General features: G+C 35.8%; 13 protein-coding genes and 1 tRNA gene. 6 read left to right on the plus strand and 8 right to left on the minus strand.

Going from position 1 to position 12,993, the window contains the following annotated elements:
• Window positions 1-30: 30 nt before the first annotated feature.
• The 6 genes from ABFC98_04145 to ABFC98_04170 all read right to left on the minus strand — a co-directional run bounded on the left by ABFC98_04145 (window position 31) and on the right by ABFC98_04170 (window position 4,613).
• On the minus strand, window positions 31-603 hold the full coding sequence (locus tag ABFC98_04145; GenBank protein ID MEN6445220.1) for a nitroreductase family protein: 573 nt from the start codon (window positions 601-603) through the stop codon (window positions 31-33).
• A 38-nt stretch (window positions 604-641) separates the two neighbouring features.
• Window positions 642-2,405, minus strand: a complete 1,764-nt coding sequence (locus ABFC98_04150) for an ABC-F family ATP-binding cassette domain-containing protein (protein ID MEN6445221.1) — start codon at window positions 2,403-2,405, stop codon at window positions 642-644.
• 140 nt (window positions 2,406-2,545) lie between these two features.
• Window positions 2,546-2,622 (minus strand) — tRNA-Arg (locus ABFC98_04155).
• A 186-nt stretch (window positions 2,623-2,808) separates the two neighbouring features.
• Window positions 2,809-3,156: a hypothetical protein gene (locus ABFC98_04160; protein ID MEN6445222.1), complete on the minus strand. Its 348-nt coding sequence runs from the start codon at window positions 3,154-3,156 to the stop codon at window positions 2,809-2,811.
• Window positions 3,157-3,231: 75 nt separating this feature from the next.
• On the minus strand, window positions 3,232-3,540 hold the full coding sequence (locus ABFC98_04165; protein ID MEN6445223.1) for a polysaccharide deacetylase family protein: 309 nt from the start codon (window positions 3,538-3,540) through the stop codon (window positions 3,232-3,234).
• Complete coding sequence (locus ABFC98_04170) at window positions 3,537-4,613, minus strand: hypothetical protein (protein ID MEN6445224.1); 1,077 nt, start codon at window positions 4,611-4,613, stop codon at window positions 3,537-3,539. Before ABFC98_04170 ends, ABFC98_04165 begins: the two co-directional genes overlap by 4 nt.
• A 262-nt stretch (window positions 4,614-4,875) precedes the next feature.
• Between ABFC98_04170 and coaBC the strand changes: the two genes are divergently transcribed.
• From coaBC to ABFC98_04200, 6 genes are all read left to right on the plus strand, one after another.
• Window positions 4,876-6,075, plus strand: a complete 1,200-nt coding sequence (coaBC, locus tag ABFC98_04175; GenBank protein ID MEN6445225.1) for a bifunctional phosphopantothenoylcysteine decarboxylase/phosphopantothenate--cysteine ligase CoaBC — start codon at window positions 4,876-4,878, stop codon at window positions 6,073-6,075.
• On the plus strand, window positions 6,072-6,815 hold the full coding sequence (locus ABFC98_04180; GenBank protein ID MEN6445226.1) for an SDR family oxidoreductase: 744 nt from the start codon (window positions 6,072-6,074) through the stop codon (window positions 6,813-6,815). The genes coaBC and ABFC98_04180 overlap by 4 nt, the downstream gene beginning before the upstream one ends.
• Complete coding sequence (locus tag ABFC98_04185) at window positions 6,812-7,579, plus strand: DUF3108 domain-containing protein (protein MEN6445227.1); 768 nt, start codon at window positions 6,812-6,814, stop codon at window positions 7,577-7,579. Before ABFC98_04180 ends, ABFC98_04185 begins: the two co-directional genes overlap by 4 nt.
• Window positions 7,576-8,616 (plus strand): tRNA preQ1(34) S-adenosylmethionine ribosyltransferase-isomerase QueA, encoded by a 1,041-nt coding sequence (gene queA, locus ABFC98_04190; protein MEN6445228.1) that lies wholly within the window; start codon window positions 7,576-7,578, stop codon window positions 8,614-8,616. Before ABFC98_04185 ends, queA begins: the two co-directional genes overlap by 4 nt.
• Window positions 8,617-9,330, plus strand: coding sequence for a biotin--[acetyl-CoA-carboxylase] ligase (locus ABFC98_04195; protein MEN6445229.1), 714 nt, complete (start codon window positions 8,617-8,619; stop codon window positions 9,328-9,330).
• A 132-nt stretch (window positions 9,331-9,462) separates the two neighbouring features.
• Window positions 9,463-11,121 (plus strand): tetratricopeptide repeat protein, encoded by a 1,659-nt coding sequence (locus tag ABFC98_04200; protein ID MEN6445230.1) that lies wholly within the window; start codon window positions 9,463-9,465, stop codon window positions 11,119-11,121.
• Window positions 11,122-11,480: 359 nt separating this feature from the next.
• On the opposite strand, the gene panC is transcribed toward ABFC98_04200, so the two are convergent.
• Entirely contained in the window at window positions 11,481-12,329 is an 849-nt protein-coding gene (gene panC / locus ABFC98_04205) for a pantoate--beta-alanine ligase (protein MEN6445231.1), read from the minus strand.
• A complete protein-coding gene (gene panD, locus ABFC98_04210) occupies window positions 12,329-12,685 on the minus strand; it encodes an aspartate 1-decarboxylase (GenBank protein MEN6445232.1) in 357 nt (118 codons plus the stop codon). The genes panC and panD overlap by 1 nt, the downstream gene beginning before the upstream one ends.
• Window positions 12,686-12,993: the final 308 nt, after the last annotated feature.

Consider the following 12,993-nt stretch of genomic DNA (forward strand, 5'->3'; position numbering starts at 1 on the left):
ATAACCAGAATATATAGTAAATTTTCCAGCTTAGTAGTTTATTATAAGTTCACTCAATTTGCGTTTAGGTATATGATGGACATCTTGTTCATCTCGCCAATATTCAATTTTCTTCGGTTCTGTAACATCTTCTATTATAACTTTTTCAGATGGATAACCGAGAGCTATAACCAGTATGATTTCCATATTTTCGGGAAGTGAAAAAGTGTGCTGAACTTTCTTGCGATCCACCGAACCTAAAATACATCCACCCAAGCACTTTTCCACTGCGCATAAAAGAATTGTCTGAGCTGCAATGCCTGCATCAATATAAACCATATTCGAACTGTTAATGGGCGCCAATATGATTATATAGGCAGAAGGTCTTTCCCCAGGTTCGGGTCCATTCCAATTTTTTAAATAACTTGCCCATTTCAAATCAGGAAAAATCTGGTTACATTTTTCTTGATCATAGATGAGGTAATAGCGAATTTTTTGCAAATTAGCTGCACTGGGGATAAATCTTGCCGTTTCCATAATACTCAGAAGCATTTCGAGAGTTATTCTTTTAGATTCATAAAAGCGTCTATAACTTCGATTTCGATAAACAATGTCTGATATCATTTTCATCTCCTTATATAATATATAATTGAATAAGTTACTTAGCTACTTTGTTTGTCGCTAAGTTCCAACCAACGCTCAAGCAGTTGTTGGTGTTTATCTTCAAAAATTCGCATTGAATCGCTTATATGGAAATAATCATCTGGAGTAAGCACTTTGGCATTATCATTCAGTTTATCTTCCAATTCTATGAGCTGTTTTTCAATGTTCTCAATATCTTTTTCAATCTGCATAAATTCCCGTTGCTCATTATATGATAGACCTTTGGCAATGCGTTTGGGGCGCATAATAACAGGTCCTTTATCATCTTTTGCTTCTTCTTCCTCAAAACGCTTAACCATTAAATAATCAGAATAGTTTCCCGCAAACTTACGGATTTTTCCGTTTTGAAAGATAAAAAGATAATCCACGGTTCTATCCAGAAAAAAGCGATCGTGCGAAACAACTAATAAGCATCCCTTAAAAGCATCCAGATAATCTTCAAGTATTTCCAGAGTCCGGATGTCCAAATCGTTTGTGGGCTCATCCATAATAATGAAATTGGCACCGAATAATAATGCTTTCAATAAACTAAGGCGTTTTCTTTCACCTCCGGAGAGAGAACTAATTTTCATCTGTTGCATTTTGGCATCAAAGAGAAATCGGTTTAACATTTCTGTGGCAGTAATTTTGAGCCCGTTTTCAGTTTTAATCACTTCTGCAAATTGCGCAATATAATCATAAACGGTCATCTCAGGTTCATTGCTGTCATCTTCTTGTTTATAATAGGCAAAATGTGTATTGACACCTGTTTTAACGGCACCGATATCTGGCTCTTCTTCGCCAGCGATTATTTTCAACAAAGTTGTTTTACCGCAGCCATTGGGTCCGATAACACCAATGCGTTCGTTAACTTGGAAATTATGCTCTACTTCCTCAAAAAGAACTTTATTTCCGTAGGACTTACTTAGTCGATGCAATTCCAGAATTGTTTTTCCCATCCGATCGATCTGAAAAGAGATATCTAAATCTTGATTGGATATTAGATAACTTTTACTCAATAGTTCTTGAACCCTGTCGATATGACTTTTTGGCTTTCCAGTTCGAGCTTTGGCTCCGCGTTTTAACCAATCCAGCTCTTTTTTCAGCTGCGCATTTCGCCTCGTTTCTTTGCGTTGATTATCTGTTGCGCGTAACATCTTTCCACTGATATAACTACTATAATTACCTTCATAGAAGAAAAGTTTTGTTTTTTCTATCTCTATGATTTTTGTGGATACAGCATCCAAGAAATATCGGTCGTGCGTAACAAAAATAACTGTTATATTAGTAGTAGCCAGATAATTTTGCAATAATTCTATTGTATCCAAATCCAGATGATTAGTTGGCTCGTCTAAAATCAATAAATCCGGTTCAAGAGATAATACTCTTGCCAAATCTACTTTTCTGCGTTGCCCTCCAGACAATATACCTGTTTTTTGTGTATAATCTGTTATACCTAAGCGGTTTAATATGGCTTTATAATGATATTCATCTTTTATTTCTCCTTGGGAAGGCATAGTATGTTGTAAAACTGAAAGCTCTGGGATAAATGTGGGATTTTGTTCCAAAAAACCGATTTTTAATTCTCTGCGTAAAGTAACAGACCCTGTACTGGGTTTGATATAACCGCTGATAATATTCAAGAGAGTTGTTTTACCGCTTCCATTGATGCCGACAATCCCAATCTTTTCAGAACTGTGAATACCAAAGGATACATCTTGCAGGATAGTTTTATCTCCATATTGATAAGATACATTATCTAAAGTGAGTAAAACTTCTTTCATATCATTTATTTCCTGCAGATACAAAGAAACGGATATTTTTGCTGGCTGCGTATTAACATTACTTCAAATCCAATTCATTCTAAATTATAGCGGCTCATTGTATGCCTCATAAATTCATTTGTTACTTGCTAAAAAATTTGTGGCGTCCCTGAGGCGATTCGAACGCCTGACCTTCACCTTCGGAGGGTGCCACTCTATCCAGCTGAGCTACAGGGACGCAAAAATTATTGATCCATCAAATCTGAAAGGCACTATTCTGTCAATTGAGAATGTTTCTGGAGAGGAGAGAACAGTGTTCCCGCCCAAAAGGGAATTAAACATAAATCGGGTAGAAAGATATTAGTCATTCGTAGCAATTTGTATCATAAATAGTATATTTTATTGATCCAGATAATAGCCAGATTTAGTTCAGCTTTTCTACCGCTTCATAAAGAGGTAAGACCTCCAATCCGAGATGATTTATATAGCGTAATATTTCTTGAAATTCTTTTAGAGGGCAGTTGGTTCCATAAATATTATCCGGTTCTTCAATAGCATGAAAACCCAGAATAATTAAGTCCTCACCATTAGCAATTCCGCGTCTGATACGCTCTTTATAGATATCAGCAGTCCAAGAACTTTGAAAAGCAAGATACCCTAAGCCCTGAACATTAAGCGGAATATGCATAGCATAATCATTACACCCACGCAAATATTTGTAATATTGTGTTAAAATAGGATAATACTCCAAAGGGCATTTTCCTGTCGGCATAGCAAAAGTGCGGGGATTTAAGCCCCAATTATATAGATTCCAATAATCCTGACTAATAGACTATTCTACTTCCTCCTAGGTTAATTCTGCTAAATCCTCATGTTTAAGAGAGTGCCCTCCAATTTCCCAATTATAATCATTATGCAAAGATTGAACCTGCGCTAAATTCATTGAATAGCGAGTGGACATATTAAAAGAATTCACATAACAGGTTCCTCTATAACCATAGATATTCATTTCAGGTAAAGCATAAGTATAAACCCCAATTCTTTGATCGTCAAAGGTTAAACAAATAATGGGAGTATTTCGTTCCGTGGGAGTAAAAAAGTTACAAGAGCCAAGCAGTAAAGATAGTGATAAGATCAAGAATGAAGGACTTCTCATACCTTTATTCCCAATTGTGCCTGAATGCCAAAATTGTGTTTTGCCTTGTTTATTTTACTCCCTTCCAGATAATAAACTAATCCCACTTTTTGGTTTTTATAGAATAGGTAATCCAACGATAAACCAGCTCTATGGAAAGCACTATTATCGTAATAGTCAAGATAGTAAAATGGATTAAAGAATATATTATCAATTTTATGGCTAATGCCTAAATGGAAACGCTGTTCATCGTTAAGTGATGGCTCCACTTCTATATATTCTGCGCTAAGAAATAATTCCGTTAAATCGTTGGGTTTGCAATTTGCAGCCACAAGCCCATAAGATGTAGTGTGTTGCTCTGTGTTTTCATAATTTGGAAGATAACTAACCGCAACCTGTGCATTTAAAGCAATGGTTCCTGCCTGAATTTTAGTGTTTATAGAACTTATGGAAACAGGGGTCTTCCAATGATTATCTTGTGCTCTTACTTCCTCACTGATTGAAAAAGACCCATGCGGTTTTAGTAATTGATATGTGAGAACTTCTATGGATTGATTATGATTGTTTCCTCCAATGGCAAAAGATAAGAGCTGATTAGAAAAATAATGTCCCAAACTAACTCTGTTTAAACGCGTTGCTTGATAACTGAATTGATCTTGATCAGCCGCTACAAGAGAATATGTATAAAGTGCGTTGGGTAAACCGTAACCCCAAGGAAGGGAACCTGCCATAATTTGCCAATTGTCTTTATTATAGCCAAAATCACATTTATAAATCTCCACATTGTTATCAAAAAAATTAGCTCTGCTGCGCAGTTCCAGATTTGCATACAAGTTCTTATAAGCAAGAGAATCAACTCCGAATCCAATTTGGTAAAATTCATTCCAATGCAAGTGCTTGTTAGCTTGATTTGGACAGTATGCTCCCGTGTTTATCGATTTCCAGTTTAAGAAAAAAGGCACATCTAAAGCCATTAGAGAATTGACAGCAACTATTAATAAGAGAACAAGTAACAATCCAGTTCTATTTCTATCCAAAGAAAACCATTTTCTATGAGAATTATGTGTTTGATAATATGCAACTTTGAGGTTCATCTTCATCCTAAATTTCCTTAAATTTTTATTGGTTTTCAGCATAAACAGTTGAGTGGTTAATGTCAAATACTTTTTTCTTGCTTATGGAACTAAGTCGATAAGCTTATTTATTTTTCATTGCGGCAAATTTCTATCTTGAGCAGCTAACAGCTTATATATATATCAGTTAGCTAATTGTGATCCTTCCTAAGCTGTTTTTATGATTGACATAAACACGATAGCTAAAATAAAAGAAAAAGCTAACAACATATAAAGAGGAAATATGCAAGGCAAGAACATCCTACTCTGTGTAAGTGGAGGTATTTCAGCTTACAAAGCGATAGATTTAGCAAGTCGTTTAGGTAAACAGAACTTTGAAGTGAAATGTGTTTTAACAGAAAACGCCACCCAATTCGTCTCTCCACTAAACTTTTCAGCAATTACGCATAATAGTGTTCACACTTCTTTATTTACGGATGAAGATCCAATACCTCATATCACACTTGCTACTTGGGCAGATTTGATAGTTGTGGCGCCTGCAACTGCTAATGTATTAGCGAAAGCGGCTAACGGAATTGCGGATGATTTGCTTTCAACTATTTTGGTAGCTTATAACAAACCAGTTCTTTTTGTTCCAGCGATGAATGTGAATATGTATCATTCAGTAACAGTTCAAGAAAACATCCAAAGATTAAGCAGTCGTGGCAATTATGTTTTAGAACCAGATAAAGGATTGCTTGCTTGTGGAACTGAAGGAATGGGAAAATATCCCCCTAACGAAGAAATATTGTTTGCCATTAAGACCTATCTGAATTATAATATTGATTTGAAAGGTATCAAAGTTTTGATTACGGTGGGAGCTACTATGGAAAAAATAGACCCTATGCGTTTCATCAGTAATCGTTCTTCTGGCAAGATGGGTATTTCTTTGGCTCGAGCTCTTGCTTTAAGGGGAGCTGATGTTACTTTAATATATGGCAATATTCAGCTTGCTGTTCCGTATTATCTAAAAGAAGCGATTTATTGTGAAAGTGCCGATATAATGTTTCAGGAGGTTTTACAACGCTATGCAGATAAAGATTGGATTATTTGTTGTGCGGCTGTTGCTGATTATAAGCCAAAAGAACCGAAAGCGAATAAACTGCCTAAACTAAGTGAATTATCTGTAGAACTTATTTCAACGCCAGATATCTTATCGGAACTGGGAAAATTGAAAAAAGAGAATCAGCGGCTTATCGGTTTTGCAGCTCAATCTGATAATATCGTTAAAAGTGCCGTGGAAAAATATCATCGGAAAAATCTTGATCTTATCTGTGCCAATGATCTTCGTTTTGCAGGTAGAGATGATGATGAATTGATTGTTCAGGGGAAAATAAAAAATTACCCTCCCTCGCAGGAAGACCCCAATATCAATTCTATTGTGATGAAAGGAGATAAATTTTCCTTGGCACATAACCTAATAAATGTCATTAAAGAGTTATGAGACAAATTTTGATTAGCGGCGCCAACTCTCAAGTGGGCAGCTTTTTAGCCAAAAAATATTTTGCGGAAGGATATAAACTCGTTTTATTATATCATAAACGCCAAGAGCGGATAGTAGAATTATTGGACAAGAGCAATGTATATGCTTGTTCAGTGGATTTAAGCAATCCTGAATCAGTTCAAAAGGCAATTTGGGAAGCGAATTTATCCTTACAGCAACATTCAGATACTGTTATTCATTGTATGGCAGTTCGCAGTTCGGATGCTTTACCGCTTGCTGAAACAGAACCGAAGCAGTTTGTCGAAACATTGGATACTAATATTATGGCAGCATATAATATATTGCGTTTTACTTTGCCTTCAATGCAGGAAAATAAGTTTGGAAGAGTAATAATGTTTGGAAGTGATGTTACTCGTAAGGGATTAAAAAATGGAAGCGCTTATGCCGCATCTAAAGCAGCGATTGTAAACATTGTAAAAAGTGTGGCTTTAGAAATGGCTAATTCCGGTATTCTAATCAATGCAATTTCACCTGCTCCGATAGAAACCAATCTGGAAGAAGATTATAGTGGAGCATATCTGAAATTTCGCCAACGCTATTTTGCCGATTATTTGGCATCAGTCCCTTCCGGTAAACTAATATCCAAAGAGGAAATAAAGAAAGTGACAGATTTGCTTATCAGTAAAGACCTTTTAAATCTAAATGGGGAAGAGATTTTTATCACCGGAGGAGTTAAATGAGAACTAAGCTTGTTTTATTCGGTCTCTTTCTGATATGTTTGATTAATTTATCAGCGGCAACCGTTCCTTTTATGGATGGAGAGAAATTAACCTTTACAATTAGATATGGAATTGTTAATGCTGGTGAAGCATCTTTGCAAGCTCGCAGTTATGTTTATCAAGGTTCTCCTGTTTGGCATCTATCCACAACGGCTAATACCTATCCCTTCTTCAATAAAATTTATAAAGTGAGTGATAGAGTTGAATCCTGGTGGGATAAAAACACTTTACAGCCATACAAATTCAGCAAAAATTTACAAGAAGGGCATTACAGGCAATATCGTATTCATATTTATAATCATAATGCTTTAAAATCCACCTATCAAAGATGGAGTTTCAAGAAAAGTGTTTTTGATAATAGCGAGATGAGTATTCCTGAAAACACGCAAGATATTCTAAGTGCATTTTATCTTGTCCGAACGAATAAACTGGAAGTTGGGAAGCCAATTTTTGTTAATATTACCGCAGATGGCAGAAATATGCCAACCAAAATATTGGTGCATCGTAAAGAATATCAAAAAACTATCTTTGGAAATGTTGAATGCCTCGTCATTGAACCAAAGTTACAAGGTGATGCGATATTTAAGCAAAGCGGCAGAATACTTATTTGGCTTACGAACGATGAATATAAAATTCCTGTTCGCTTGGAAAGTAAAATTACCATTGGCAGTTTTATAGCCACTTTAACCAGCGCCCAGCAGGTTCCTTTTAAGGCAAACCAATGAGTATAGATTTTTTAGCCACCAAAACATACGATTATTCATTACCGCAGGAATTAATAGCTCAATATCCGCCTGAGCAAAGAACTTCTTCTCGCTTGATGCACATTAAGAAAAATACTGGCCAAATAGCACATCGCGTTTTTACGGATATTTTGGATATTCTGAACAAGGGAGATCTTGTTATTATAAATAGTAGCAAGGTTTTTCCTGCCCGCCTTTTTGCCAAAAAAGAAAACGGTTCTGAAATTGAGGTCTTATTATTAAATCAAATTGATGATCTGAAATGGAAATGTTTGGTTTCGCCAGGTAAAAGATTGAAAAAGCCACAAACGCTATATTTTTCCGATAATCTAAATGCCTATATCAGTGAAGGTGATAGCGAGGGATTAAGGATAATCAAGTTCTATTGTAAAACTAACTTTTGGGACGAAATTAATCGTATTGGGCATATACCTTTACCTCCCTATATAGAACGAAGTGATACTATTTCAGATAGAGAAAGATATCAAACCGTTTATGCAAAAAATATTGGCTCCGTGGCAGCTCCAACTGCAGGATTTCATTTTGATGAGAGTATAATAGAAAAGCTTAAAAAGAAAGGAGTTCTTTTCAGTGAAGTTATTCTGCATATAGGTATCGGGACCTTTCGGCCCGTTAAAGTAGAAAGGATAACCGAACATCGTATGCATTCCGAATTTGTTACAATTCCTGAAAGGACTGCCTCAGCCATAAATGAAGCTAAAAAAGAAGGAAGAAGAGTTGTTTGCATTGGCACGACCAGTGTTCGGAGCGTTGAAAGTTTTTGGCAGGATAATGAGATGAAAAGTGGCTCACAATGGACAGATATTTTTATCTATCCTGGCTATCAATTTAAAGTCACAGATGCTTTGCTAACCAATTTCCATCTTCCCAAATCTACTTTACTGATGATGATTTCTGCCTTTGGCGGTTTTGAAATAATACAAAAAGCATATCAGATAGCCATAAATGAAAGATATCATTTTTTTAGTTATGGCGATGCTATGTTTATTGAGGATTAAATGCGAAACTATTATTACTATGACAAATTGGACAGCACTATGCTGGAATATCAACGCCTGAAGGAAATTAATGATCTGCCTTTGGTAGTTCGAGTTGGAACTCAAGATGACGGCATAGGTAGAGCAAATCATATTTGGCTCTCACCTCCCGGTGGATTATGGTTTACTTTTGACTATGAATATACGAAAGCATTGCCTTCTTTTTCTCTCTATCTTGGCTTTTGTATTCACAAGTGCTTGGTATCGTTGTTTGAACCGCTTAATGGGAAATTGAAAATAAAATGGACGAATGATATTATTTATGGAGGACGAAAATTAGGCGGGATTCTCTGTCATTATTTAGCTGGGAAAAGAACTTATGTTATAGGAATTGGATTAAATACAAACAACGAAATTGATTCCGAACTGGGAAAACTTGGCGCAACAAATCTGAAAGATGTGCTTGGCTTTGAAATCTCCAATAGCGAGTTGTGTCGTCAAATTATCTTTTCCGTGGAAGATAATTGTAAATATATGGAAGATGAAATGGTTTATCTTACTTACTGCAATGAAAATCTTTTTGGCAGAGATCGTCGCGCTTTAGTAGAATCGGGAGGCATAAATATCGAAGCCGAAATTACTGGGATCGCTCCCAGCGGAGCATTATTGATCAGAAATGATTGGGGAGACCTGATTTCAGTTCATACAGGTTCAATCATTGACTTTCTGGATTAATCCCAATCCTTTTTTTCATAACAGGGTAATATCCTTTTTTGGGTTGGGAATTATGGTTTTTCTTGACAGATAATTAAGACCTGAAAATAGGTAAAATAAACTAATATTTGATATTGAAACAGTGGAGGAATAATGAAAAAATGGATGCTGATTGCGCTTATAGCTGTGTTTTTGCTGGTTGGATGCACAGTTAATCGCTCAGTCCCACAAACAGAAGAAACCAAACCTTATACGGGAGTAGTAACAAAAGTTGCTATCCTTCCTCTTAAGACGATGGATTCTTCCAGTCGCTACATACAAAAAATATTAACTGTCCGTGATCTTGCTTATGTTTTCGCCAAATATCCTCAATTTTCTCTTTTGGATATGGACCAAGTTGCTCAACAATTCAAGCTTTCCGGTTATCAGGATGTAGAAGATCTGGAAATTGAAGAAATGAAAGAAATTGCTGAGATGACCGCTTGTGATATTTTGGCTATGGGCAGCATAACAAGTGTTAGTAATGACCAATATGCTTTATCAATGAGGTTTTTCAGCGTTAAAACAGATGAACTTACTCAGCTGGATTTTAGCGTTCCCAAGCAAAGAGAAAAGCGTTGGGATATATTAGAAAAATCATTTATCACTAAACTGGAAGATGTTGTATCCAATGAAGTGAATAAAATTTACAATATCGCATTGAATTATTACTCAAACGGCAATTATCCGGAAGCGGAAAAGAATCTTAAAACTGCCTTGGGACTAAATCCTGAATTGAAAGATGCTTATTATTATCTTGGTTCAATTTATTACAAAGAAGGTAAAAACGATTTAGCTATCCAAAATTTGGAATTGAATCTGGTAAAAAATCCCCAACATATACTTACTTTAACTACTCTTATTGATATTTATGAAAAGACCAATCAGCCAAATAACCGACTTGCGACTATGGAAAAATTGGCTCTTATCACTGAAAATGAAGAAATGTGGTTAACCATAGGTAATTTGTATGCAGAAAAAAATGATCTGTTAAAAGCAGAAAATGCACTGAAAAAAGCTATCGAATTAAAACCGGATTTTACGGAAGCAAAAACTCGTCTGGCATTGTTGTTATATGATAATAATCGTTATGAAGAGGCAATTCCTTATCTGGAGATTTTGTTTGAACAGTTTCCTGAAAATGATCTCATTGCCAGTCGTTTAGCCACTGCATACCAAAAAGCCAAGCGTCTTGATGATGCCATTGCCAAGTATGAAGTATTGATTAAAAATAATCCTAAAAATGCTCTTGCCTATCTTAGCGTTGTTAATCTCTATCGTTTGAAGGCATCTGAAACTACGGATCCGGCAATCATTGCTTCCATCAATAAGAAATCGATTGATACTTTAAATGCTCTCATCACCAATCAACCATCTAACGCATTGGCTTATATGAATATGGCAGCTATTTATCTGGGACAAAATAAATTCCAGGAAGCAGAGACCTATGCTCTTCAAACTATCCAAAGAGATCCAACTCTTTATCTGCCTTATGTTTATCTGGCCACTGTCTATCAAAATAAAGGAACTGTTGATTATAACCGCTTTATAGATCTGGAAAAACAAGCTGCTCAAGCAGTTGGAACCAAAGCTAAAACTTTAAAAACTCAACGCGATAATGCCAAAACTTCTGCTGCTGCCAATTTTAAAAAATCATTAGATTATTTAAATAACGCCAAAGTTCGCGCTACTTCTCAAGAAGCTGTTAGCGATATCAATAGCAGAATTGCAAGAGTAAATCAATTAATCAATCAGGTATCATCCACTTATTAAGTAATAACTTGTAACAAAGTTCATAATATCTCAGGAATCCGCTAATAACGGGTTCCTGTTTTATTTTCTATCCGAGTATTAGTTTGTCAAAAGCATCTCTTGTCATAACAGCTTTTATTGATTGAGGTGCAGGTTATCCCCAATTATATTGTATCTACTTGATTCAGTTGTGATTATGTAACATTTCCGTAGCACTTCAGTAATGGCATTACAGAATTGTTACAGAAGTGTTACAGAAGTGTTAGAGAAGTGTAAGGGAATCGATTAAAGATTGAGTGATAAGAAGTTTATCTAAATGCGTTTAGATATGATAGTCCAAAACTGATTTGAAAGATGCCTTTTTAAAAAAACCCTACGATTTATTCAGAATCAATTCCTAATGCGGCATTGTCAATTAAACGGGTCTTTCCGATATAAACTGCCAGTAAAATTCGCGTATCCTTTTGAGCTTGTGTAACTGCTTGTAATGATATTGGTTCTACGAAACTAATATAATCAATCTGTCCACCAGCTTGTCCGATCAATTCTTCTGCGTTTTTCTTTAATATATTTGTATCTAATAAACCCCGTTCAAATTGTTCTTGTGCTTGTTTGATAGCTCTATTCAGGCATAATGCCTGCTGCCTTTGTTCTTTGGATAAATAAATATTTCTACTGCTCATTGCTAATCCATCGGGCTCTCTGATGATGGGACAGGGGAATATTTTTGTCTCTAAATTCAGATCTTTTAGCATTGTTTTTAATACTGTAATCTGCTGAAAGTCCTTTTCACCCATAAACATCAATTGGGGCTTAATAATGTTTACCAGTTTTAAAACTACTGTTGAAACTCCCTTAAAATGCCCGGGACGGCTTGCTCCACAAAGAATGGAACTAATGCCTTCCACATTTACCCAGGTTTTATAGTTTTCTGGATACATTTCTTCTGGAGAAGGATGAAAAACATAATCTACTTTATACTCTTGTAATAATGACACATCTCTTTGTAAATCGCGTGGATAACTGATAAAATCCTCATTCGGTCCAAACTGCGAAGGATTTACAAAAATGGATACAATGGTTTTATCACAATGTTTATTTGCTTCGGATACAAGCGATAAATGACCTCTGTGAAAGTAACCCATCGTGGGGACAAAACCAATTTTATCATTCTTATTCCATCCCCTGCTGATGTCTTGCATTTGTTGAACGCTGTTAATTATCTGCATTATAGTATGTTATCTATTTTGTTCTGCTCATTTAAAACGACAATGCAGGGCTTATGATGCTCCCTTTCTACATCATCCATAATTCCAAAATTCATAATAATAACCTTGTCTCCCACTTGAACTAAGCGAGCTGCTGCTCCATTAATTCCTATAATTCCGCTTCCGCGTTCTCCTGTTATTATATATGTAGAAAAACGGCTTCCATTCGTTATATCGAACACTTCAACTCGTTCAAATTCACACATTCCGCTTTTTTCTAAGAGCTCTTCATCTATTTTGATGCTACCATTATAATTTAAGTCACATTCAGTAACCGTAGCTCTATGCAACTTGGCTAAAAGCATTTGCCTAAACATATCTTGGGTCTCCAAACTTATATTTTATACCCTTATAAAGAACGCTTGGCTTTTGTCAATATTTTTCACTCTTTAGTGTTCTCTTGCATCCGTTTTCACTTCTAATATAAACTATTTTTGCATTTCTTCAAACTTTTTTTATCTCACCTAAGTTAATGTCACATAGGAGGATAGTGGAGGTAGGAGGTATTTAAGGGTGGGAAGTAGAGAAAAAAGGTATTGACAGAAAAGGGGGAGTTTAAAGGATGACACAACCTGGCGAGCGAGTCAGGGATAAAGTTCTTTGAGAGATAAATAGAGTGAGCAAG

The organism is Candidatus Cloacimonas sp. (assembly GCA_039680785.1).
Classification (GTDB): Bacteria; Cloacimonadota; Cloacimonadia; order Cloacimonadales; family Cloacimonadaceae; genus Cloacimonas.